This is a genomic window from Dyadobacter sp. CY356 (assembly GCF_021440195.1).
In the GTDB taxonomy this organism is placed as follows: domain Bacteria; phylum Bacteroidota; class Bacteroidia; order Cytophagales; family Spirosomataceae; genus Dyadobacter.
In genome coordinates, this window is the sequence record NZ_JAJTSZ010000004.1 from 84,750 (window position 1) to 108,590 (window position 23,841).

19 protein-coding genes are annotated in these 23,841 nt (G+C 40.2%); 3 read left to right on the top strand and 16 right to left on the bottom strand.

Annotated elements, in window-relative coordinates; translation table 11 throughout:
• Positions 1–120 precede the first annotated feature (120 nt).
• Positions 121–936, top strand: coding sequence for a DNA-3-methyladenine glycosylase (locus tag LXL81_RS14615; RefSeq protein WP_234647538.1), 816 nt, complete (start codon positions 121–123; stop codon positions 934–936).
• 28 nt (positions 937–964) lie between these two features.
• Here the strand turns inward: LXL81_RS14615 and LXL81_RS14620 are convergent, their stop codons facing one another.
• The gene (locus LXL81_RS14620) at positions 965–1,228 is read right to left on the bottom strand and encodes an Ada metal-binding domain-containing protein (protein ID WP_234647539.1); all 264 of its coding nucleotides are present in this window, start codon (positions 1,226–1,228) and stop codon (positions 965–967) included.
• 204 nt (positions 1,229–1,432) lie between these two features.
• Here LXL81_RS14620 and LXL81_RS14625 point away from each other — a divergent pair, with 204 nt between their 5' ends.
• The gene (locus tag LXL81_RS14625) at positions 1,433–1,954 is read left to right on the top strand and encodes a DinB family protein (RefSeq protein ID WP_234647540.1); all 522 of its coding nucleotides are present in this window, start codon (positions 1,433–1,435) and stop codon (positions 1,952–1,954) included.
• Positions 1,955–2,061: 107 nt separating this feature from the next.
• On the opposite strand, the gene LXL81_RS14630 is transcribed toward LXL81_RS14625, so the two are convergent.
• The 4 genes from LXL81_RS14630 to LXL81_RS14645 form a co-directional block, all read right to left on the bottom strand.
• On the bottom strand, positions 2,062–2,754 hold the full coding sequence (locus tag LXL81_RS14630; protein ID WP_234647541.1) for a DUF3800 domain-containing protein: 693 nt from the start codon (positions 2,752–2,754) through the stop codon (positions 2,062–2,064).
• Positions 2,755–2,884: 130 nt separating this feature from the next.
• Positions 2,885–3,886 carry a PAS domain S-box protein gene (locus LXL81_RS14635; protein WP_234647542.1) on the bottom strand — a complete coding sequence of 334 codons (1,002 nt, stop codon included), beginning with the start codon at positions 3,884–3,886 and terminating at the stop codon, positions 2,885–2,887.
• Positions 3,886–4,323 (bottom strand): response regulator, encoded by a 438-nt coding sequence (locus tag LXL81_RS14640; RefSeq protein WP_234647543.1) that lies wholly within the window; start codon positions 4,321–4,323, stop codon positions 3,886–3,888. The genes LXL81_RS14635 and LXL81_RS14640 overlap by 1 nt, the downstream gene beginning before the upstream one ends.
• On the bottom strand, positions 4,320–8,798 hold the full coding sequence (locus tag LXL81_RS14645; protein ID WP_234647544.1) for a PAS domain-containing protein: 4,479 nt from the start codon (positions 8,796–8,798) through the stop codon (positions 4,320–4,322). Before LXL81_RS14645 ends, LXL81_RS14640 begins: the two co-directional genes overlap by 4 nt.
• 607 nt (positions 8,799–9,405) lie before the next feature.
• On the opposite strand from LXL81_RS14645, the gene LXL81_RS14650 reads away from it, so the two are divergent.
• Positions 9,406–10,128 (top strand): hypothetical protein, encoded by a 723-nt coding sequence (locus LXL81_RS14650; protein ID WP_234647545.1) that lies wholly within the window; start codon positions 9,406–9,408, stop codon positions 10,126–10,128.
• A 28-nt stretch (positions 10,129–10,156) separates the two neighbouring features.
• Here LXL81_RS14650 and LXL81_RS14655 read toward each other — a convergent pair whose 3' ends face one another.
• From LXL81_RS14655 to LXL81_RS14705, 11 genes are all read right to left on the bottom strand, one after another.
• Positions 10,157–11,473, bottom strand: a complete 1,317-nt coding sequence (locus LXL81_RS14655; RefSeq protein WP_234647546.1) for a hypothetical protein — start codon at positions 11,471–11,473, stop codon at positions 10,157–10,159.
• 102 nt (positions 11,474–11,575) lie between these two features.
• Entirely contained in the window at positions 11,576–11,953 is a 378-nt protein-coding gene (locus tag LXL81_RS14660; protein WP_234647547.1) for a hypothetical protein, read from the bottom strand.
• A gap of 250 nt (positions 11,954–12,203) precedes the next feature.
• Positions 12,204–13,502 (bottom strand): hypothetical protein, encoded by a 1,299-nt coding sequence (locus LXL81_RS14665; protein ID WP_234647548.1) that lies wholly within the window; start codon positions 13,500–13,502, stop codon positions 12,204–12,206.
• A 24-nt stretch (positions 13,503–13,526) separates the two neighbouring features.
• Positions 13,527–14,438 (bottom strand): hypothetical protein, encoded by a 912-nt coding sequence (locus tag LXL81_RS14670; protein ID WP_234647549.1) that lies wholly within the window; start codon positions 14,436–14,438, stop codon positions 13,527–13,529.
• Positions 14,439–14,447: 9 nt separating this feature from the next.
• On the bottom strand, positions 14,448–15,023 hold the full coding sequence (locus LXL81_RS14675; protein WP_234647550.1) for a hypothetical protein: 576 nt from the start codon (positions 15,021–15,023) through the stop codon (positions 14,448–14,450).
• Positions 15,024–15,034: 11 nt separating this feature from the next.
• Complete coding sequence (locus LXL81_RS14680; RefSeq protein ID WP_234647551.1) at positions 15,035–15,544, bottom strand: RNA polymerase sigma factor; 510 nt, start codon at positions 15,542–15,544, stop codon at positions 15,035–15,037.
• 224 nt (positions 15,545–15,768) lie between these two features.
• Entirely contained in the window at positions 15,769–19,230 is a 3,462-nt protein-coding gene (locus LXL81_RS14685) for a PVC-type heme-binding CxxCH protein (protein ID WP_234647552.1), read from the bottom strand.
• A gap of 95 nt (positions 19,231–19,325) precedes the next feature.
• The gene (locus tag LXL81_RS14690; protein WP_234647553.1) at positions 19,326–20,558 is read right to left on the bottom strand and encodes a GDSL-type esterase/lipase family protein; all 1,233 of its coding nucleotides are present in this window, start codon (positions 20,556–20,558) and stop codon (positions 19,326–19,328) included.
• An 85-nt stretch (positions 20,559–20,643) separates the two neighbouring features.
• Positions 20,644–21,822: a VCBS repeat-containing protein gene (locus tag LXL81_RS14695; protein WP_234647554.1), complete on the bottom strand. Its 1,179-nt coding sequence runs from the start codon at positions 21,820–21,822 to the stop codon at positions 20,644–20,646.
• Positions 21,823–21,880: 58 nt separating this feature from the next.
• On the bottom strand, positions 21,881–22,825 hold the full coding sequence (locus tag LXL81_RS14700; RefSeq protein ID WP_234647555.1) for a sugar ABC transporter substrate-binding protein: 945 nt from the start codon (positions 22,823–22,825) through the stop codon (positions 21,881–21,883).
• Positions 22,826–22,878: 53 nt separating this feature from the next.
• On the bottom strand, positions 22,879–23,763 hold the full coding sequence (locus LXL81_RS14705) for an ABC transporter permease (protein WP_234647918.1): 885 nt from the start codon (positions 23,761–23,763) through the stop codon (positions 22,879–22,881).
• Positions 23,764–23,841: the final 78 nt, after the last annotated feature.

Consider the following 23,841-nt stretch of genomic DNA (forward strand, 5'->3'; position numbering starts at 1 on the left):
CGTGTATTTAAGGCACAATCCGGAACATTCATGTGCAATAATAGTATTTCAATACCCATTAATTCAAATTTCAGTTTGAACGAATGTTTGTGGTTTCTCAATCGTAATTATGACGATTGTATGCACAAAATCGTTGATAACAAAATATTGAAAGCGATTCTGATTCAGGGAAAACCTGTTTTACTGGAAATAGGTGGGAAAGCGAATTTTCTTGAAATCAGGATTTTATCAGGTGAGCCCAATTTTGAAATTACATCTGCTATTAAGGATTATATCATTGACTGGCTGGATCTTGACCGGGATTTAGAACCATTTTATCAACTGCTCAGTCAGCATAGCCAGCTTTCTTATATGGCTGAGGAATTTCACGGTTTACGAATTATCAGCACTCCTGATCTTTTTGAGGCCTTATGCTGGAGTGTTACCGGCCAGCAGATTAATCTGACTTTTGCATATAAACTGAAAAGGCGGCTTGTTGAAAAATATGGCAGTCATATTGAATTTGAGAACCGGATATTTCACATTTTCCCGTCCCACGCTAGACTTGCCGGAGCCGATCCGGCCGAGCTGAGGTCGATGCAGTTTTCCAGCAAAAAAGCAGAATACATTATTAGTATCGCAAAGCTTTTTGCAACCGAACAACTTAGCAAAGAAATACTCTTGTCTCTGCCCGATCTGGAAGCCAGGCAAAAAATGTTAATGTCTGTCAAAGGCATTGGTATATGGACGGCAAATTATGCACTGATGAAAAGTTTAAAGGAACAATCCAGTATTCCATATGGTGATGCAGGTTTGTTACAAGCCTTGTTGATTCACAATATCATCACAGACAAAAAGGACGGCCTGCAAATCCGTAATTTCTTTCAGGAAATGAGGGGATGGGAAAGTTATGTTGTTTTCTATTTATGGAGAAGTCTGGCCAAAAAGCCTGGTTAACTTTAATAACAATCGGTATGATCAGTTTTTAAATCCTTGTTGATTTCCAGAATCTATATTTTTCAGGCAGACAATGTGCGCAAGGGCGATATCCTGCTGCAATCGCCTGCTGCTCATTTTTAAAGAAAACACGGTTTTCAATTTTCATTCTTTTTCCTGAAAGACAATGTAATGTGCCGTAAATTTTTGCTTTTTTATAACCGCCCAAAGTAATTTCTCCACTGCGAATTAATCTTTGAAGATTTCGCTGAATTTCAGTTTCACTAATTCCGAGACTGCTATGTGCTATCATTTTTTTTGAACTTCAATTATCACTTTTTTAAAAATACGATACCTGCATTTTACATGCCACCCGTTACTTGCTTTTTTCAAGCCCAAGTAACTATCCAGACTTGCGCGAAAAAAATTTTGCCGGGAAAAAACATGCTGACATAGGGCTGTCACCAGCTGATATTTCCTTTGTAGTGGAAATAATAAAACATAAACTTTTAGCAAAATGGAAAACAACACGAGTGAAGCAAAAGAACTTCTTCCATCCGAAGTATTTATCACACAGGATGCTTTATTGGATCACTGGCAAGGACATCGCAGGATTACGCGTCGTGCTATCGAAGCATTTCCAGACGATCAGTTTTATACCTTTTCTATTGGAGGCATGCGCACTTTTGCAGAGTTAGTGATGGAAATCATCGTACTTTCCGGCCCAGGAATTCATGGGATTTTGTCGGGCGACTGGACTTATGGCAACCCTCCTTTGAATTTTGCATCTCAGCCACCAGCAACCAAACAAGAAGTACTTACAATTTGGGATAACATTACAGCGGAAATCGATACGCTATGGCCTCAGATTCCTGTTTCGCGTTTCCATGAACAGGAAGCAGCTTTCGGACAGTACGACGGCACGATATACTCCACTACTTTATACATCATCGACAACGAAATCCATCATCGCGCACAGGTATATGTTTATCTGAGAGCACTTGGCATTGAACCACCTGCGTTTTGGGATCGTAGCTAGAATACCATTTCACAGGCAAGTTACAATAAGACACTAAACTTGTCTTATTGTAACTTGGTTTTATAAAGAAATCAGAAATGGAAATATGATTTAATCATAAACCGGAATTAAAGTTTTTCACAAAGTCCATGCTTAATTCCTCCTACCTGATCAAATCGATTTTCAATAATAGAAAAAAACTGAGTATCTCCGTGCTCATATTTTCTAAATATAGAATAAGCAACTAAATCTGCCAATTGTATTAGCCTTGATGCTTTTGAATCAAGAAATAATGGAACTTCTGATAAATTTCGCAAGACTCCCCATGAGTGCCCTACGGTACGGAAATTTGTAGCCAAGCCTTGTATAGCCGTTTCATAGGTTGATTTATCGAAAATTATAATTCCTCGCTGAGTATTGTTCTGATTGTAGAGTCTCGCTAGATAATGATCAAACCTACTTGCAATCTGTTCAAAAGCAACTTCAACAGGATCACGGGGAGAAGCCTTTTCCTTATTTATAATACAAGCAAATATCCGGTTTGATGGATGGGAACCAGACAGAATACTTAGGGAATCCTTTATTATCTCATATCGAAACTCACGTTCAAAATGTCGCCAGAATTTTTTCCCTCCATATATGGGACTGCCATGAAGTTCTGTTGAAGCGGTATCATCCGGATTTACCCTTGATACGATTTTATCTAATTCGTTAGCTATTGCAAACCCCTGTCTTTCAAAAAGAGAAATACCTGCCAAGACAAAGTGTTTTTGATTAGGATCAGGAGCACTACCGGATTCATCGCAGTAAAGTAGGTGCATAAAAAAAGCAGTCAAGGAGAAACTATGTTCTACGCGGTCTAATACGTCAGACCTCCCAACTGCGTCACAAATTTAAAAGATTATATCAAATAAATATTAAATCTTTTGATTTTTCATTACTCTATGCCTATTAAATATGCATCGTCTTATCCGCTATATCCCTGATAATCCCATCCAGCTCATTTGCAGAGATCAGGATATGATCCAGCAATTCATTTTGTTCATTTTCCGAATGCTGGTAATTTTTAATAAGATCGACAATCCCCATCAGTCTGGCCACAGGAGCTCTTACCACATGTGACTGAAGCCAGGCAATTTCCTGTAATTTTTGATTCTGACGTTCGATGGCTTCAATGTAACGCAATCTTTCGGTTATATCATTTACTAAAACTACTCTGGCCCTTTTGCCATCAATGTAAATGCAATTACTTTGAATTTCTGCCTGAATTATTTCACCAGTCTTTTTCTTATGACGTGCTATACCGTTATAATGCGTGGAAGATGAATTTCTGGCGCGATATACAGATTCTTCAAAAATTGGCAAATCTTCTTTCGGACGTATATCACGTATGGTCATTGCCAGAAACTCTTCCAGACTATAACCATAATGCCGGATAGCCGCATCATTAACGTTTAAAAATTGCAAAGTTTCCAGATCATAAACCCACATGGGTTGAGGACTCAGCTGAAAAAGATCACTATATCTTTTTTCAGATTCTTCCAGCTCTGCTGATTTTTTCTTACGCTCAATGCTGTATAAAATGCTTTTGTATAGATTAGAAGCAGATAACTCGTCTTTAAGTAAATAATCAGATACGCCCAGAGAAAGAGATTTTACGCTAAAAGAAATATCCGGGTAACCTGTCAGAACAATGATTGGAATTCCTGCACTTATCGCAATAATTTCCATGATCAGGTTTTCACCACTTTTATCAGGCAGTGACAGATCAAGTAATATGACATTTACTGCAAGTTTTTCTTCTACAAGCAAAGAGCGGCCTTCGAGAAAATTTTTTGCCTGAAAAATTTCAGGAGAAAGCATCTGTTCATCCAGAAAATCTTCAATGAGCGCAAAATCTCCGGGATTGTCCTCAATGACCAGAATCCGGTATCGGTTTTTATCCTTTTCCATCAGGATTTATTTAGAGATGGTTTTGCGATAATACTGATCCAAAAATTTTCTATATGCTTGATAACGTTCAAAAAGCTATCCAGCTCAACCGGTTTAGTGATGTAGCAATCTGCTTTATTTTTATACGAAAGGCTGATATCTTTTTCTGAGGATGATGTTGTGAGCATAATTACGGGAATATGCTTTATCTCATCGCTCTTCTTGATATACTGGAGTACTTCATGTCCGTTCTTTTTTGGAAGATTAACGTCCAGCAGCACGAGGTCCGGATGTTCTGCCAGTATATGCTTCCCTTTTTGATTTAAAAAATCAATTGCTTCCTCACCATCCCTTACAACACTGATCGTATTTAAGATTCTCCCTTCTTGTAAAGCTTCTGTTGTAAGTAAAATGTCACCTTCATTATCTTCAACTAGCAGTATATGTATACTTTTCATAACGTTGTTGGTTGCTGTTTTGCAATGCTAAAATAAAAAGTGCTTTCTTTTCCTTCAACTGATTTCAACCAGATTTTCCCACCCAGATTTTCCACTATTTTTTTTGTTATCGCCAACCCCATCCCTGTCCCCGAATATTCATCTTTATTATGCAGCCTTTGAAAGATAATAAAAATCTTTTCAAAATACTGCTGGTCAATCCCGATTCCGTTATCTCTGACGGCAAATTCCCAGTGCGACCCGGTCTCTTTAGACGAAATATCTATAAGCGGAATTCTGCCTTCGGGTTGATATTTCAATCCATTACTGACCAGATTTTGGAAAATCTGTCTTAACGGGGTTTTAAATGTTGTCAGAACAGGCAAAGAAGAGTATCTGACATTTGCATGTTTTTCTTCGATATTTTTTCTGCATAAAAGTATAATTTCTTCAATTAACTCATTTAAATCAACATCTTCAAGCTTTTCTTCTGATTTTCCAACACGTGAAAAATCAAGAAGATCCAGTATTATCTGGCGCATTCTTCTTGCACCGTCCACAGCGAAAAAAATGTATTTCTTCGCCTTTTCATCCAGCGAATCGCTGTATTTCTTTTCAAGCAGAGTCAAAAAACTGGTTACCATCCGAAGCGGCTCCTGTAAATCATGTGAGGCTACATAGGCGAATTGTTCCAGTTCAGCATTTGAGATTGCAAGAACTTTAAGATTACTTTCCAACTCCTTATGTAACTCTTTTAGTTTTTCCTCAGCGACTTTTCGTTCTGTAATATTTTTGAAATATACTGTCAAACCCGCCTTGGTAGGATAGGCACTTACTTCAAACCACCGGTCAATTGGCTCATAATATTCCTCAAAACGTAAAGGTATTTTTTCCTGAAGTGCCTTCTTGTAATTATAGTAGGATTTCGGAGCTATATTTTTATTATAAATGTCCCAGACTTTGCGGTTTACGATTTCTTCACGTTTAATACCCAGCAGTCGTTCTGCTTCCTTATTCCAATAAGTCACCGTCCAATCTTCATTTACTGCAAAGAAACCATCCTGAATACTTTCAAGGGTTTTGTTCTTTTCTTCATAAGAAGCCAGTAATGCCTCATCGGCCTCCTGCCCTTCAATAACTTTTGAAAGATTTACCGCAATTGTTTTTAAGAATGAAATTTCATCTTCATCCCAAAACCTTTCATTTCTGCAATCATCAAATCCTACGTATCCAAAAAATTTATTCTTTACAAATACCGGAATTATTAGCAAGGATTTAACGTCCTGCTCCACGAGATCGGCCTTGAATTCTGATTCACGGAGCTGACTGATTGAGGCTGCAAAAGGCTTATTTCTATTGAGCGAACTTATAAGTTCCGGCATTTTCTCATGCGGCACGTTTTGTAAACTTGGGTTGTCAATCTGAGAATCAAAGGTGCCGGCATTCCATTCAAATTTCTGACTTACATATTTTTGCCCCGAAACATCATCCACAAGATTTTCAAAATAATAGACCCTGTCCGCAGTAACAGCCTGGCCCACAATACCAAAAGACTTTTCCAAAGCCTCAGCCCAATCGTCAAATTGTAGCAAACTATTGTTTACTTCTGCAATGGCCGCCAAAAATGTCGATTTTCTGAGAAGTTTTATCTGGGTTTGTTTAATTTCAGTTATGTCACGTAATACACCGATCATCCTGACAGGTTGCCCATCAGAATTCCGGACGATAAAACCTCTCTCCTGCACAAAAGCATAATCACCGTCCAGTTTCCTGTAACGATATTCAGCCCACCAGTTTTGCTGAGTATTGTCGGCAAGAGCTATGCTGAGACTACGGGTTAGAGAATTCAAATCATCAAGATGGATTTTTGACGACCATTTTTCCATTGGGTATCTTTCACCATTCGCTTCATATCCAAAAAGCCGTCGGTATCCGTCGCCCCAGGCAATGTGGTCTGTGGCCATATCCCAGTCGTAAATAGCATCATTAGTTGCCTGATTAACAAGTTCATAACGCTCATTACTACTTTTCAGGGCATCTTCCATTACTTTCCGATCGGTCACGTCCAGCCCGGTGCATTGCATTTCAGAAGGTTTTCCGTTGGAATCTGTCAGGCAGACAAAATCCCATAATGTCGAAATAATACCACCTCCCTTTTTTATTTTATCAATTTCGATCTGATATACTTTTCCAGGCTTTTGTTTGCACAATTCAGAAATTTCTAAAAACCTGGCGTGGTGCTCCGGGACTGTAAGATCCAGACAACTTTCACCAATCAGATTTTCATCTGTAAAATACCATCCGAAATCCTGCTTATACTTTTTGTTATAATAAGTATAATGGCCAGTCAGATCCAGCCTCACAACATAATTTGTCTGCGCATCTACCAGACTTCTTAACCGTGATTCACTCGCAAGCAATTCTTCCTGCACTTTCCGGCTTTCTGTAATATCGAGACAAGCCCCGATCATTTTTAAGGGATTACCCTGGCTATCTGTTTTTAGCCTTCCCCACGATTTTAGATTTCTGACCTCTCCTGTCGGGCGAATAATCCTTTCCTCAAAAACAATATCCTTTTTAGTTTTTAAAACATTCTGAATAATCTCGTATACCCGGATTTTATCATCCTGATGCAGCAATTCCTGGTATCCTTCAAAAGTAGCTTTAAACTTTGCCCGCGTTAATCCGTAAATGTCATAAAGAGAATCCGACCACGTGACCACATTATTCACAATATCCCATTGCCAATTACCAAAATGTGCCAGTTCCTGACCCTGATTCATCAAAAAGAAGGTTTCTTCCAACATTTCCGAGCTCTGCCGGTTTTCGAGAATCACCTTTAGAATAGCACTCGATTTTTCAATTACTTTCAATTCTTCATCAACCGGCTCTTTCACCTCGTGATAGTATATTCCGAGTGTAGCAATAACCTCATCCTCAGCATTTAATATCGGATGCGACCAGCAAGCACGCAAACCGAATTTCAAAGCAAGGTCTTTATAATCCATCCAGCGCGGATCATTGTTAATATCACTCACAATAACCGGCATTTTAAAAAAAGCAGCCGCTCCGCAGGAACCTGCATTCATTCCAATTAATACACCTTCAATGGATTCAACATATTCCGTCGGCAATGACGGCGAAGACCAATTGTATATACGGCCATTTTTGACCTGAAGAATCGAACATTTCATCTGCGGGAAAATGGCTTCTATCCCTCTGAGATATTCCGTCAGAATATCTTTGATGGCTATTTCCTTATGAGAATTCAGTTCCAGCACCTTCTTTTCAAGAAATTCAAGTTCAGCAAATCGCCGTCCCTCAGAAATATCCATCATAATTCCCCGCAACAGCAAAGGTTTCCCATCTTCACGGATCACCGAAACCACGTCTTTTATCCAGACAATACTTCCGTCAGCACGGATCATCCTGTAATCAAATGTATGATTTCGTCCATCCTGCACCCAGCGCCGGCAATACGTTACGGCCTGCACACGGTCGAGCGGATGAATATGGTTTGCCCAAAAATCAGGCTCTGCCAGCCATTGCTGTGGTGAATAGCCCAAAATGTTACTTACCTGATCGGAGATAAAGGAAAATTCGAAAGTTTGAGCATCCGCTTCCCACACGATTCCGTCAACAGTCTGGATCAGTGATTCAAAGCGATTTCTTGAAAAAAGCAGCTCTTTTTCGTTAATTTTTCGGGTATTGATATCCTGAATAGAACCATAAACCCTGACACAAATCCCATCTTTTAAATCAGCCTGCCCGGTCAGTCTGATCCAGCGTTCATTTCCTTTCGCTGTGATAATTTGCAGTTCCAGGTCAAAACCGGAACCGTTTAATATGGACTGATCAACAGCAGCTTGAAATAAATCCCTGCTTTCTCCTTCTTTGAAAAAGTATACCGGTGCATCCGCATAGGGAACATAATCATCCTCCACCTCATGAATTTCACGCACCAAATCCGACCAGGTTATCCGGTGATTTACCAGATCTGCCTCCCAACTTCCAATTCTGGCAACCCGCTGTGTATCTTCAAGAAATTTTTCATTCCTTATCAGGTTATCGCTGATTGCTTTTTCATTTTCCTTTATAGCCAGCAATTCGGTGACATCCATAACCGACCGGACTATAAATTCGATTTCGTTATTTGCGTCTAATATCGGGGTGATTGACGTTACAAGTTTTTTTATTACAAAATCAGAAGTTCCAATTACCGGCACCTCGTAATCGAAAACCGGGGTTTGAACCGTACGTTTTTCACTGATTGATTTTTCTAAAAGATCTTTCCAAAGAATCGTCTTGAAATAAGGGTTCCTGCTCAAAACCTCAAAAAAGCCTTTTCCAACAAAATCTTCCCGTGCAATATTGGTAATTTGTAGATAGGCCTCATTTACATCGATAACCGTAAATGTAGGCGAATCTGGAAGTAATACTACTCCTGCCGCAGGGAAAGCGTTGAATACTTTATTGAGATATTTAGGGTCAACCATGTTGAGTAGGCCAGTCTTTTCATTAGCAATCCTAAATATAGCATAATGTATTGTCAATGCGATCTTTCCCTACACGATTCATTAAAATTATTGTTTGAAATGTTATTTTTATTTTATCAATCTTCATTTTTGTAAAATTTTCTTTGTGGCGCGAAAGCGTTTGTTTATGGTACATAAAAAATTATTCACCAAAACGCCGGGCAATATTTGACTTTATGTGCAAAATAAAATCACCAATCATATTGAATTATTAAGCAAGCTATCTATAATAGCTTTAGGTAATCCGCAAACCGACGTCAGTGGTTCTACCCCTGCGCTATATACGAAGGCCGACTTTTTATAAAATTTAAATATATATTTTTCCACAATAAGTTACATCGTTCATCCTTCCAAATAAACCTTCGTCGTTGAAAGAACGTGTTACCAGAAATCCCCATCAAAATAATTTAGCTTTAAGCCCTGATAACCGGCCATAAAAATATTTCAGGACTTATTTTCATACCAGATTTTCATCAAATTTTAACAATTTGATAACATACAATTTAATTAAAAAAGTGGTGACAATGAGTAAATTGGTTGGATAAAACTCACCAAAAAATTAGCTCCCATGAAATCCATTTTATTAGCCTGCCTGTCACTTTTTATCTTGTCGTCATGCCAAAAAGATAAAAATGAAGTCGTAGTTCAAAATCCGGTTGATACTGAAACTCCAGTTGAAAACCCGGACTGGTATATCTTAACTGCTCCTGACGCCAGACCTATTGAAGGCGTTTATGGAGACATTGACAAATCAATAGTCATAACCACTGGTTTTAAAATTTACAAAACTGACGACAAAGGAAAAACCTGGCAAGTTGGAAATTATGATAAACCAATCGGGATTTTCAGCTTCACCGAAATCCAGGACACTTTGTTGGTTTTTAATACAAAATCTTACAGATCTGATAATACAAAAGACCGGTCAATTTATGCTACACGTCCGTCCTTTTACAGCATTGACAAAGGAATAAGCTGGTTCCCGTATGAGAACATAACTTATACAGAAAAAGACCCTTCGGTATTATTGAACAAAGCATTTACACAAAATGGCACGGAATATAAAATCGATCAGGTTACAACTGATGGTTATGTAGAAACAGTAGGTGTTATAACTTCAACCGGACAGAAGATAAGCTTACCACAAAACCATCAGATCCAAAGTCTTTATTTCGACAAAAAAGATCGTCTCTATGTATCTGCATCCGCTGCTGTTTGCGGAACCGGCAATAACTTTTCTTGGTGTAAAGGAGAAAACGGTGTGCTGTATATTTCAAAACTGAGTAAAAAATAATCGTGTTTCAGGATTTGTCTTTTGGAGTTTAAAAGGCAAATCCTAAACCAAGATTTCCTCTGAGGCCGGTAGAATTATGGGATTGACGGAACTCATGTTTAAAGTTGTAGGAAGTATTAAAGTCAAGATATCCATGACGAAATAGTCGTTGCTGAAAACCGATAAGTGCACCAATGTAAAGCGTATTCCGTTTGTAAAGTATATCGTAGAGCGTATTATGCTTCCCGATGTACAGATTTAACTCATTATTTAACCCGGTATACAATCCAGAAAGTCCGTTTCCTCCCCTTCCCGCTAATTGGTCTTTTTTCTGCAAAAAATAATATCTTGGCTGGAAAGTAAGAAATTGAGATATCTCTTTTGTATTATCAGAGGCATACGTATCATAAGCCATGTATTTTGATGGCCCTTTTGTATAACTGTACCCTTTTGTTATACTCATATCGTACTGAAAATTTAATGCAAATGGCGACGATTTAATTTTCTGCTCGTAAGCTACACCAAGCCGGACTCTGTATAAGTGATATCCCAAAGTCACTTCCGGTATCTTATATTTCCACTGCCGACGAATATTTTCATCACAGAGCAACACATCACACAAAGGGCGTTTACGTGATTTTTTCCAGTCACCAAACGCATAACCATAGCTTATCTGCGTTGAAAATTGCCAGAAATATAATAGTCCATACCGAAAATTCAGACTTCTTTGCTGCAATGCAAATGCGTAATCAACAAATCCTGAATTTAGTAAACGGCGCTGAAAACCTGCTTTTATGCCAATAGTTGGTTCATTTTCCCAAACCACATGTGTTCCTGGTAATGTATAGTTGATCGCCAAATAATTACCGCTAAAATTATTTGCACTTTGCCCTTTCTTTATCCTCTTTTTCATATCAAAAAACCAGCGCAGCTGAGCGTCGTAAACTACATTTTTTAAGACATATTTCTCGGGTATAGCAGCTGAATAAAACGGCAGATGGGCAGACAAGGCGATAGAAAATGCTGGTAGTAATTTCAATTCGTACCCAAACGTTAACGAAGAATTGTTAAGTAATTTATCATCTATCAGTGAAAATTGAATGGGCTGATAATACTGCGAAATACCAATTTTAAACATATGCCGCGTAGGCACCTTCGTCATAAAAACATTTTCGTAGCGATCGATAAAACGTTGTTTTGTTAATGTATCCATTTCAATCCCGTAAGTAATTTTAGTGCTATCCTGGGCTAGAACAGAAGGAAAGGCAGGAACTAAATAGAATAACAGAATGGTCAGCAAACTTACAGTCGTCCTGATGGAGAGAGACTTTACCGGCCGATGATTTAGACAATCTGGGAACTTCATAAAAAATGGTTAAGTCATTTCATTTACAGAGAGGTATTTTTAGAATAATATGGTTGTATGACATGAGAAAAATAAAATGTTTAGAAGGATATTTTTATCATTTCAATACCGTGGCATATTGTCAACTTTGTCATTGATTCGTCTTATTTCCTTAATAATTAGTTCAGGATTAAATTTTTGTCCTGAAAAATCATGAAGCTGATTAAGGTAAAGTTCCAAAGTTGCCAGACTATCCGAAGGATAATATTTCAGAGCAAAAGATGATGATTTTTGTAACGACCCGAATATTACATCCTGCCGTTGCCAGTGCTGCTGCATATCCAGAAATGTATTTTGTGCAACATCATATTGGCCGCGCCTGCATTCATTGTTTAGATGGAATAGATATTCCTGAATTTTTATAATGCCCGACTGATACTGCGCTTCCGTCCGATTCAGGTTGTTTAATGGCCGGACAAAGGATAAATTTAAACTTATCATAATTAAGACGATTATTGCAACAGCAAATAGATATCGGAAAAGATTTTGCATTATTTTTTTCATTTGACCGGCTCTAAAATAATCCGGGCTAACTTGGGCTAAATGGAAAATTTATTTCCAGAATTCATAGGAACGGCCCTAGGTAATAGTTCTTTGGTTAGTCATACCATTTATTACAATCAAAATATTAATAACTGAAAAGTCTTTTGAGATTGCTATCCTACGACATTTATATCGGCCAATGTTGTTATTAGTGTCCAATTGCCAGACCGATCCCAACATTTGTTCGCAAGCCGAAAGATGTTTCTGTGCTTTTCAATTGATCTTTGAAGTTGTAGGAAGTATTCATATCAAGATAACCCCGCCGGAATACCCTTAGTTGAAAACCAATCAATGGGCCGACCTGAATTATATTGGTTTCACTTTTTAAGTCGCCACCTGGAATCTCCCACCCGCTATGCTTGCCTTTGTAATAATTATACTCAGTATTTAACCCGGCATACCAGCCCGAAAGCCCATTTCCTCCCCTGCCATTATGCTTTTGACGTTTTTGTAAGAAATAATATCTTGGTTGTACGGACAGAATCAAAATCTTTTCACGTGAATAAACGTTGGCATACGGATATGTTGTAGTAATGAGGTGATCATTGCTGTCATATCCTACCGTTACCTCATGATCGTACCTTAGGTTATTAAAGCCGTTATTCATCGCAGCATCCAACTGTACATTTATAGTCCAGGGAGATGACTTAATCTTTCGCTCAAAACCTACACCAGTTCTGATCCTGTTTAGGTAATAGCCAACAGTGATTTCAGGAAGCCGAATTTTCCATTGCTGTCCCTGGAATTCATCGCAGAGCAGGATATCACAAAAAGGCGCGGTTGCTGATTTCTTCCAATCACCAATGGCAAATCCAAAACTGGCTTGCGTAGAAAACTGTAATCCGGTTAAATTATAACCATAAGAATAATCAAATACAGATTTGAATAGCGCAAATGAAAAGTCCATAAAGCCATGATTCAGGAATCTTCTCTGAAACCCAAATTTAAGTCCCGCTTTTGGGTCATCATCAATCGTTCCAGGTATGTTATAGAAGAGAGCCATATAGTTACCGCTAAAATTATTAGCACTATTACCCGCTTTGATCCTTTTGCGCATATTGACAAACCAGCGGAGCTGTGCATCCATAACCGTATTTTGAATGGACTCTTTAACAGGTCTCTGTACTCCATATAAAGGAAAATGTCCTGATAATGCCAGAGAAAAGGCAGGAAGAAATTTAAACTCATAACCGATGTGAAGCGACAAGTTATTTAGGGTCTTATCGTCGGTCAATGGGTAAGGCACAGCCTGATAGTATTGTGACAATCCTACTTTCAACATATGACGCGTCCTCACTTTCGTCATAAAAACATTTTCATATCTGTCTATAAAACGTTGTTTTACAAGTGTATCGGCTTCTTCGGTAAGCGTAACTTTCACATCATCCTGAGCGTATGCTGATTTAAACAAAATCAACATGCTCAAAGAAAGTATAAATTTTTTCATGGCTAATAGTTAGGGCAAGCAGTATTATTTTATGGTCAGATTTCCGAATTCTGTATTTATCTGTACGTTGGCAATCTGGTTTTTGGAATAAAAAGCATCCTTAAAATCGATGGTATTCCGTTTCCATTTAAATCCGTTTGGAAGCTTCATCGTGGTGTAAGCGCTGTTGATGTCATAGTCAAACTGCTGCCAGTTTTTTGACAACATCGTTACCACTGCTTTTTTGGATTGTATCGCCAGACTTGTCAGGCCAATGGATGGCTGGATTTCAACATTTCCGTAGAGTGTATTCATCTTTACAGCTCCGCCAATACTTTCCAGTCGCAGGTTGGTATGATCACTGGTGAAGGTAAAATCTCCCGTAATTTCAATTCCTTTCAGTTCTCCGAAAGTGGTTTCAAGCAATCCTTTTCCTTTGATATTGAGCAGCGTTGTTGTGCAAAAATCTGCGTTCAGTTTGAGATTATTTGTCAAACCTTTCATTTGAATAGTACCAAAAGTATTTTTCAGATCAATGGCGCAGGATGCAGGCAAATGAATGGTATACCGTGCTTTCAGGTTTGACAGCGGTTTGCTTTCTCCTTCTTTGAGCAAAATGTAATTTCTTAGAAAATAATCCTTCCCGCTCCGGTCCGCAATGTACTGGACCTTAGCCAGATCGCTTGTAGCCATGGCCCTGTCCGGATGCCTCGCCGAGAGTTCCATGATGATCGTAATTTCAGGCCTGTCCCAGGCAATGATCTCGATATCAGCCTTTTCTGCATTGATGTGAAGTGTGCGTATAGCAGGGGCTGCCACGGTTTTCTCAATAGCCTTGGTTGCGACCTGCAACAGATTCTGCGCCGTAGCCAATTGAGCACCATTTGAAACAACCCAATAAAGGAGGAAAGTAAAAAGCGGTATTTTTCGAAAAATATTTTTGTCTGTCGATTTCATAATTTTGTCTTAAATCATCTTGGCCATTTCATTCAAAACCTCTGCCTTTTCCTGCTCCACCATAGTAAACTGACGCGTCAATTCCGGCTCGGTATTATAATTCCCCATCGCCTTTTGAAGCTGCTGAGTCGCGGACCGGAGTGTTTCATACTCCTGCTTTAAACGTTTAAAATTTTTGTCATTACAAACAACTGTTTCAGCTTCGCAATAGCTTACAAGTTTTGCATATTCCTGGTCAGTAACAGGTTCTGTTCTGGTTTGCAAACGGGTATCAACTACTTCCTGTGAGTATGAAATATCAGAATCCGCTTTGCTGGCATTGAACAAGTAACCCGTAAAACCGATCGTCAGAATCATTGCAGCGGCATACCACCATACGTTGTTCCTCTTGTTTGCTCCATTGATTTTATTTTCAATATTCTCCCACACAAAATCCTCAGGTTCACGTGTCGGAAGACTTTTTAAAACGTTTTGCAAAGGTGCTTCATTCAGGTTCCGCTCAATTTCTTTCCAGATAAAATCACTTGGCTGGAAAGAGGGAAGTTTTGCCAATGCATTCTTCAAATTATCGTTATGATGTTCCATATTTTTCAAGATCATCTCTGGGTTAACATGCTGCGTAATTTCCTTTTCGCATGAAATAGCTGCGATTTGGACGTACCTTCCGAGATATCCAGCATCACCGCTATTTCCCGGTGTGTATATCCTTCAATTTCGGCCAGTACAAATATGGTCCTGAAACCATCGGGTAAAGACAGAATCGCTGTTTGCAAATGCGCCACATTAATTTCAATTTCTCCCCAGTTAATACTTTCTCCTGTCTCTTCCTCCACGTTTTGCCAGATTACGATCCGCTTCTTTTTGGTGGATTTCCTAACAACGATCTGCTTGATCCACGCACCAAGTTTGGCCTCTCCACGAAACTGGTCCAGGTGACGAAACACTTCCATGAAAGAGTCCTGCAAGACGTCGTTCGCATCATCGTAATCACCGGTGATCCGATAGGCAAGTGTGTACATGGCGTTTTTGTAACGGTCATACAAAAGCCGCTGTGCTGTTCTGTCATGTAACAGGCAACCCGTTATCAATTCTGCCTCCGTCGTCATAGGAAGGGTTTAGGTGTATTTGTATTAAAGAGGCAAATTAAAGATGGAATGGTTGTATGGAGAGAAAAAATAATCTAAAAAAAAACAGGAAGGAAAGATTATTGACCTGAAAATCAGGAACAAGATGTCAGGGCAAATCATATACACCTTCGGTTTTTGATATAAAAAGTAAAGGTCAGCTATTTTCGCGCTGACCTTTACTTCCTTATTGAACTAAAACTTTTCTATTTCCCCATCACCAACCGGGTCTGGGCAGCACCGTTTTGCGTATCTTTTAACTGGATATATAAAGAATTATCCTTGAATAAACTTCTATCCACTGCAAGTGTGACGGTATGAAGACCCTGAGAAAAATCTGAAACAGCTCCGGTCTCTGCAAGTTTCAACGGTTTGCCATCTGACCAGGCAGTAATTCCGGCTGTTGAACTAAATGCCAGATCAACATTTCCTTTTGTCAGTACTTCAATTTCAAACCGTACAAAACTGTATTTTTTTCCGGCTCCCGCATCTATTACAGGTAAATCTCCCAGCGGCAGATCACCTGCGACTTTACTGTAAACCGGTTGAAATACTGCTTTTGACTTTTCTTTTACCACATATGCGACACCTTCGGCCTGTATTCTTTTTGCTGTTTCTTTGCTTTCTTCAACAGTACTCCATCTACGAACAAATCTTGTTGTTGGTACGCGGAATTTGCCGGATTCTCCCATTTTTGAGAGAAAACCTATCAGGTCTACAAATTCTTTTTGATCAAGACTAGCTGTCAATCCCGGAGGCATCAGAGAGCCCGGCACTTTTTCCATCAATTGAACCTGACTTTTTGCGATGGAAACTTCCTTACCCGTGACATCACGTATCACAATTTCAGAAGCTCCGTCACTAGCCAGATAGCCCAACAATTCACTACCATCTTTTTTGACAACACGCTTCAAATCATATCCTTCCTTGATGGATAAACTTGGATAAAGTACAGATCGGATAATGGTTTCAACGGGAGAGCTCGTACCCAAACTACTCAGATCAGGCCCTATCCGGCCACCTGCACCGCCGATGGCATGACAGGTAGTACAGCTCGTGCCGGCCCTTCTGAAAATAAGCTCACCTTTTACAGGATCGGCCTGGTCAGTTACCACTTTTGCCAGACTTGCGATTTCCTTGTCATTCAGATCCTGTTTCATATTCTGGACCGGCAATGTACCGCCGGAAGCTTCCAGGGCCTTATTCAAAGCAGTTATTTCGTCGATTCGCTGACGATTCCAGCCAGCACGGTTCTGTACAAGCTGCCTTCCCGTTTTCGCCGTTGCTTCCGGTATTTTTCTGGCTGCAATTGCTTCTGCAAGTGCCGCTGCTCCGGCGTTATTTGGAATAAAAGCCATAAAAAGATCTGTCACATCAGTATCGGCTGGCAATGTGCGCATGAGCTCCGTTGCAATTTTAGCACCCTCCGAAGGATTTAATGCAGCAAGTTGTGCAGCTGAGATAATCCTGACTTCCGGTGTATTTTTCGGGCCGGTCAGTTCAATCATGAGCTTTGTCGCTTTGTCCTTATCAATGTAGGCCAGAGCGCCCAATGCGGCTTTCTTTGTTGGCGGCGTTCCGGTTTTGATCAGGCCGGTAAGACGTTCGTTTAACTGATCCAGTTTCCATAGACCTGCAAGACGAATTGCACTCAGACTTACTGCTTCGTCTTCATTCCCAATAAAATCAGCCACACGTTCAGGATTTTTATCCGGTTTTACTTTCCGCTGACGGGCGGCATCTTCCAGCGTAGCCAGTTGTGGCGTTATATTTTTATCTTTATTTTGAACAGTCAGGTCAAGCAGCATATTCAAATCCGTCGTTTGTCCGGATTTAGCAATTGCATTCAATACATCTTTCTGGTATTCCTGCGGCACCTGACCTTTGCCATACAAACTGATCAATTGTGCCACAGCTTCCGGCGAGCTTAAAGATTTCAATGCGTAAACCGTCTTTTTGGAATCTCCCAGATAATTAGGATCTGTTTTTAATTTTGCCAACCAGACAGGTTCCAGTTCACGGATGGTCTGCCAAAGTGCGTAATCAATAAACTCATCCATTTGCAGATCCAGCACAGAAAGTGCAGCGCGCGCAGCTTCCGGCGTTTTTGTTTTTCGTAGCGCAATCACGGCCTCCATACGAACCTGGGCGTGTTTGTCTGATACAGCCTTTGCCAGAATACCAGGAACATTATTGATCTTGGTATACCAGAATGTCAGCGCACGCAATCCCGCGGCACGCGCATTATGACTTTCGGCATTGATCAGACTCAGCAAAAGCGGCTCGTTAACAGTATTTAGCGCCTGAAAAACCCATAAGGCTTCCAGTAAGTTGTGTTCGTAATCCTTATCTTTTTTATCCAGAGCAGTAACCCAGGCACGTAAAGCCGGGATAACTTCCTTGGCTCCACGCTCTTTTAAAACCTGTTTTGCATTGGTACGGGTAAGTTCTTCGGGTACTTTCAGTGATTCCAAAAGCTCAGCAACAGGGGCTTTATTCAATTTTGGTACTTTTACCAATGGACGATTCTTGGCAGTGATTTTCCAGATGCGTCCATGTTCCTGATCACGACGCGGATCAAAGAAATCCACCTCACCGTGCTGAATAATCGGATTATACCAGTCGGCAACGTAAATTGCTCCGTCCGGTCCTACGTTAATATCCACAGGGCGAAAAGCAATATCATCCGTCCACATCAGGTCTTCCATTTGCGTTGAAGCATAACCGCTCCCCTGCTCTTCCAGTTTGAAACTATTGATCCTGTTTGCGCGGAAATCATTGGCTATCATACGTCCCTGCCACGCATCCGGTAAATGTCTTCCTGAAATTACATCCAGACCGCTATGTTTTGGCTGACCAGGATTTAATCCGCGAACGATACGTTCCGCTCCTTGCGCAGCGGCAAAGGCAGCACCCGGAAAAGCATAATTGATACCTTCTCCACCAGCACCATCCGTCAGGAAAGATTGTCCCCAGCGATCAAACTGCAAACCCCAGAAATTAATACCTCCGCGGGCATATACATCAATTTCCAGCGTTTTTGGATTCAACTGCCAAACGCCGCCGGCTTCAAGACGTTTTGTGCCAAATGGTGTTTCAACATGACTAAAAATGTAGATCGACTGGTTGAAATACAATTTCCCTTCTGGCCCCCAGCGGAAAGTATGGATCAAATGATGCGCATCGCCAGTTCCAAAGCCATTCAGGATTCTGCGTTTTTTATCTGCTTTTCCGTCACCATCAGTATCCGAAAAGTGAAGGATTTCTGTCGAATTGGCTACATAAACACCGCCGTCACCAGGCAGAATCCCTGTTGGTGTGGTCAGACCTTCGGCGAAAATGGTGGTTTTGTCCGCTTTGCCGTCGCCATCCGTATCTTCAATTACAAAGATCTTGTCGTTGGCAACTTCACCTGTTTTCAGGTGAGGATAAGCGGTACTGCTGACAACCCATAAACGACCGTCGGCATCCCAGTTCATTTGAATTGGTTTTGCAACAAGCGGTTCGGCTGCCCAAAGCGTCACCTCGAATCCATCAGCAACTTTGAAAGAAGCCAGCTCTTTCTTCGGATCCGGATCTTCATAAACATTTCTTTGATTTACCGATGAGGTCAACAGCAGGACCAGCGGCAGAACCATAATTCCGATAAGTAGTTTTATTGCTTTCATATTTTTTAGCGGTTGGCCATTAGCTTTTAGCTCAGTTGCATCTGAATTGTATTTTTAAACCTTACTTAGTTTTCTTTTGGTAATTTAGCTTAGTGCTAATTATCAAGAGCTGACAGCTTATAAACTATTACTTTTGGCATTCTTTGTAAACCAATCTGCCCTTCCAGATACTTGATCAGGATATCCTGATCTTCCAGATCCTTGACATGTTTTCCCTGCTCATAGGCACGGAAGCCAATAATATAAGTTTCATTAATTGGCCTGTATTGAAAGAAATGCAGTTCGTTCTTTTTGTTAATCATATCCCGGATTTCCTCGGATTGATAGTATGACGGTCCGTGTTTGATTTCAACACCTTTTTCCCAATCCTTCGCAGAGGCAGTTACGATCTGATCATCATTGGCAGACAGTGTGTAAAATCCCTTCTTCAATCCCGTCACTTTTAAAATTGGAGCTAAATCAACAAGCTTTTCAGTTTCAGGAGATGGTTGTATGGGCAGAAACTTTTCCGGGATTACAAATTGAAGATCCGCCAGATCCTTACCCGATTTCAAAATTTTGGCATTTGCGGAAGCTTCTGCACCCGTTTTAGAAACCGATATCGCAGCGGTCCGTTTTTCATTTTTAAAACCCAAACCATTTTCCAAAACATTAGCCAGATAATAATAACCTGTTTTATTCAGGTGAACGCCATTTTCAATAATGGTAGTCTTTTTGCCGGCTTCCAGAATTGGCTTATAGATATCAATAAATTGCTTTCCACGATCCGCTGCAATTTTCGCTATGGCCGAAGCATAAAGTTCTAGATCTGCATTTCGTTTGGAAAGATTAATAGAAGTGTCGCCGGACATAACCGGAATCGTGGACAGCAAAATCGTTTTTGCACCCAATGAATCAATTTTATTCAACAGATTATTTAATCCGTCTTTAAAATGAGGCAGACCCGCCTCTCCTTCCTGAGCCTCCACACCCCCATAACCTAGAAAAACAACCGTTGGCCGGGTTTTGGCGATGTTCTGCATCAGATGTTCATAGGCTGTCGGAGGATTGGTAAAAGTACTGCGTCCGTCTCCCCAGACATTATCGCCCGACCACCCCAGATTACGGAATGTAACGTTCTTTTCGGGAAAGCGTGTGGTTAAGGCCAGTTCCAGATATCCATATTGAAAATCATTTTCAAAAAGTGAATTTCCAAGAAATACGACACGGTCTCCATCTCTTAAATCAAAAACGGGAATTTTTGATTGTGCCCGGGCTTCTCCAGGCTTGTAAAAAATTGTAAATAATAATAGTAAAATATGGCCGAATGTGACCGATACCTTTCTCATGTATTTGGGGTTTAGTAATTATTTCAAAATTTAACAACAATGTACTTTCCAGCCCATTGCTGTCTATGCGTTATTTATATCAAACTTAGTTGTTGCCTTGATTAAAAAATACAACCAGGCCGTCTTTTCCTGCAACTATAATATCCTTGCGGCCACTTCCAAGCAGATCAGCCGTTGAAAAGTATACACCGATTCCTTTTCCCACACCATAAGGACCGTGTGAAATTACCTGTTTCACAAAGGATTCTCCATTCCATTGATAATAATAAATGCCAACCAGATCCTTTTCACCCGGGTCATTTCCATTGTGTGCGCGATACCGCTTTCCGGTTAACAGTTCAAACTTTCCATCATTATCCAGATCAATCCATTCCATGGAATGAAATTGTGAGTTAAAGGGGTCGATCACATGTTTGGTCCAATCGGTTTTTCCCGACTTTGTCGTTTGTTCGTACCAGTCAAGGCCGTAACTATGCGCCTGCCCGACGATGATATCATTTTTCTTATCGCCATTCACATCCACAACTAAAATTGGGACACTGGCCGTGCCAAGTTTGAAATCATTGTGAGCGATCCATTTATCTTTCAACACATTTTTTGGAGCTTCCAGCCAACCCGTACTAATGATAAAATCTCCCCGTCCATCTCCATTTACATCACCAAATCCGATGCCGTGATCCTGTTTTTCGGCAACCTGTGTTTTAGTGAAAGTTCCGGTTCCTTTTCCATTTTTATCCTTATCCAGTTTGTAGAATTTCAAGGGCAGATTTGGATTGTTTGGTACAATTTCAGGAAACCCGTCATTGTCAACATCCCAGGCTCTGGCGGTTTCAACATTTCCTGTTTCGTCAATAAGATGATCCTTCCACGGACCATTATTTCCTGGATTTTCCCGCCATATCAGACTTTTATTAAACCAGCCGCCCGTGATGAAATCCATATTGCCGTCACCATTAACATCCATTGGTATGGTTAAAAAATCATCCCAATATTCGCCATGCCTTTTCACTTCACCGATATAAAACCGGTCAAAAAACTTTGGACCTTTGTACCAGAATTCACCCGAGACCAAATCCGGTTTTCCATCATTATTCACATCAAAAACCGCAACTGACTCATTGCTTTCGGATGCGATCTGTTTTTTTTCAAAACGGACTGGCGTTGATTTTTTCTCACTTTGCGGGACTTGTGCGGATGACAAAAAACAGAATCCGAGAAGAATTACAGATAAAGTTATTTTTACTTCTTTGTTTTTAATATGCATGGTTCAGGATTGATTTCATATTTTTTCAAACGAGACTTAACAATAAACCTGATTCGATTTATTTCAAAAACTCATTTAAATTATCTTTTGTAACAAGCTGAAACGGAATTAAAACTTCCTTATCGAAAGCTTCGCCCCTGGCTGCTTTTACTGCGTTTTCAATGGCTTTGCTGCCTTGTTGTTTCGCATTTTGATAAACGGTGGCATCCAAAGTTCCTTTTTTCACTGCCTGCAACGCGTCAGGAATTGCATCAATACTGACTACCACTATTTTATTTTTTAATCCGGCTGCTTCCAAAGCTTTTACTACGCCCAAACCCATTTCATCATTCTGTGCAAAAATGGCATTGATCGTAGTACCGTAGGATTGAATCCAGTTTTCAGTCAGCGACATGGCCTTGGCACGATCCCATTCTCCGGATTGCTCGGCGAGCAGTTTTAAACCTGGGTTAGCTTGCAGAATTTCTTTTGCTCCTTTGTCTCTTTTAATCTGGGCAGCCTGTCCCATATAGCCATTCATCATGATCACATTACCTTTTCCACCCAGTTTTTTTACAATGTAATTCATTGCAATTCTGGCCGATTCCACATCATCAGAACCAACAAAAGATGTGGGTTTTGCCGTAGTTTCAGAGTTTACATTGATGATTGGAATTTTTGCTTCCAAAGCCAGTTTGACAGCCGGTGAGCTTGCTTCCACTTCACACGGATTCATGACAATAGCATCCACACCCTGCGCGATGAAACTTTGGACCTGTTCAACCTGCTTTAATGCGGAACGTTCAGCATCCACCGTGATAAGCTCAACGCCAAGTTCTTTGGCTTTTGCTTCCATTTCATCGCTAACATTAACGACAAACTCGTTTTGCATACTTAACATGGTGCTTCCGATGACAAGTTTTTTGCTGCCATCCTTTTTCTCAGATTCGGAATTACCGGATTTATTACAGCTGACCAGTACAATCGCAGAAAGGGCAAGTGTGAAAAGGAAACTTAGTTTCATAAATGTTTTATTCATTTTATTTCAAGCAAAAGACATGTAGAAATTTCATGAGCCTAGTTTTTATTTTTACCCATACTATCCAAAACCACGGCACCGATAATGATGGCACCCATGACAACCTGCTGGTAATAGGAAGTGACATTTAATAAGTCAAGGCTGTTGCTGATAACGCCAATTAATAATGCACCGATCAAAGTACCGGTCATGGTACCCGTTCCACCTGAGGTACTGGTACCGCCAATGATAGCGGCTGCAATTGCATCAAGCTCGAAACCAGCTCCCGCATTGGGCTGTCCGGTAGTGATTCTGGATGTCAGCAAGATTCCGCCCACGGCAGAAAGTAACCCGCAAATAGTGTAAACCCACATTTTAACACGATTAACATGAATTCCTGAGGCTCTTGCCGCAGGCTCATTTCCTCCTACCGCATACATGTAACGTCCGAGAATTGTCTTATTTAAAATTACGGAACATATAACAAAGGCAAAAACCAGTATGATGATTGGAAATGGTATACCAAACAAATTACTGCCGCCTATAAAATTGAAAGAATCGGATAAATTGGAAATCGGTCTTCCTTTACTCAGAATCAAAGCCAGACCTCTTCCGATTGTCATCGTTCCAAGCGTTACAATAAATGGAGGAACTTTACTTTTCGTAATGACCAATCCGTTGAAAGCACCGATAGCCAGCCCACCACCCAGTCCGATAAAAACAGGAACGATCAAAGGATAGGTATCCGGGTGTGCGAAAGTGGCTGCTAAAACGCCTGTTACCGCAACCATGGAACCCAGGGAAAGATCAATCCCACCTGTTATGATGACAAAAGTTACACCGAAAGCCAATAGAGCATTGATCGAAACCTGGGTTCCGATATTCATTAAATTCGAAACAGTAAAAAACCTGGGTGTACTTAAAGCCAGTACCAGGCAGATCATTACAAATGCCAGAAAAATGCCATATTGACCAATATTCCTGAATCTTGAAGTAAATGAATTTTCCAATTTCTATTTTTT

Bases quoted from the DNA above. Each gene is read 5' to 3' on its own strand.
- LXL81_RS14695 (WP_234647554.1), bottom strand. From the start codon at position 21,822: ATGCATATTAAAAACAAAGAAGTAAAAATAACTTTATCTGTAATTCTT.
- LXL81_RS14700 (WP_234647555.1), bottom strand. From the start codon at position 22,825: ATGAAACTAAGTTTCCTTTTCACACTTGCCCTTTCTGCGATTGTACTG.
- LXL81_RS14635 (WP_234647542.1), bottom strand. From the start codon at position 3,886: ATGGAAAAGGATAAAAACCGATACCGGATTCTGGTCATTGAGGACAAT.
- LXL81_RS14660 (WP_234647547.1), bottom strand. From the start codon at position 11,953: ATGATAAGTTTAAATTTATCCTTTGTCCGGCCATTAAACAACCTGAAT.
- LXL81_RS14655 (WP_234647546.1), bottom strand. From the start codon at position 11,473: ATGAAGTTCCCAGATTGTCTAAATCATCGGCCGGTAAAGTCTCTCTCC.
- LXL81_RS14705 (WP_234647918.1), bottom strand. From the start codon at position 23,763: ATGATCTGCCTGGTACTGGCTTTAAGTACACCCAGGTTTTTTACTGTT.
- LXL81_RS14620 (WP_234647539.1), bottom strand. From the start codon at position 1,228: ATGATAGCACATAGCAGTCTCGGAATTAGTGAAACTGAAATTCAGCGA.
- LXL81_RS14650 (WP_234647545.1), top strand. From the start codon at position 9,406: ATGAAATCCATTTTATTAGCCTGCCTGTCACTTTTTATCTTGTCGTCA.
- LXL81_RS14675 (WP_234647550.1), bottom strand. From the start codon at position 15,023: ATGGAACATCATAACGATAATTTGAAGAATGCATTGGCAAAACTTCCC.
- LXL81_RS14640 (WP_234647543.1), bottom strand. From the start codon at position 4,323: ATGAAAAGTATACATATACTGCTAGTTGAAGATAATGAAGGTGACATT.
- LXL81_RS14615 (WP_234647538.1), top strand. From the start codon at position 121: ATGCACAAAATCGTTGATAACAAAATATTGAAAGCGATTCTGATTCAG.
- LXL81_RS14670 (WP_234647549.1), bottom strand. From the start codon at position 14,438: ATGAAATCGACAGACAAAAATATTTTTCGAAAAATACCGCTTTTTACT.
- LXL81_RS14630 (WP_234647541.1), bottom strand. From the start codon at position 2,754: ATGCACCTACTTTACTGCGATGAATCCGGTAGTGCTCCTGATCCTAAT.
- LXL81_RS14645 (WP_234647544.1), bottom strand. From the start codon at position 8,798: ATGGTTGACCCTAAATATCTCAATAAAGTATTCAACGCTTTCCCTGCG.
- LXL81_RS14665 (WP_234647548.1), bottom strand. From the start codon at position 13,502: ATGAAAAAATTTATACTTTCTTTGAGCATGTTGATTTTGTTTAAATCA.
- LXL81_RS14625 (WP_234647540.1), top strand. From the start codon at position 1,433: ATGGAAAACAACACGAGTGAAGCAAAAGAACTTCTTCCATCCGAAGTA.
- LXL81_RS14690 (WP_234647553.1), bottom strand. From the start codon at position 20,558: ATGAGAAAGGTATCGGTCACATTCGGCCATATTTTACTATTATTATTT.
- LXL81_RS14680 (WP_234647551.1), bottom strand. From the start codon at position 15,544: ATGACGACGGAGGCAGAATTGATAACGGGTTGCCTGTTACATGACAGA.
- LXL81_RS14685 (WP_234647552.1), bottom strand. From the start codon at position 19,230: ATGAAAGCAATAAAACTACTTATCGGAATTATGGTTCTGCCGCTGGTC.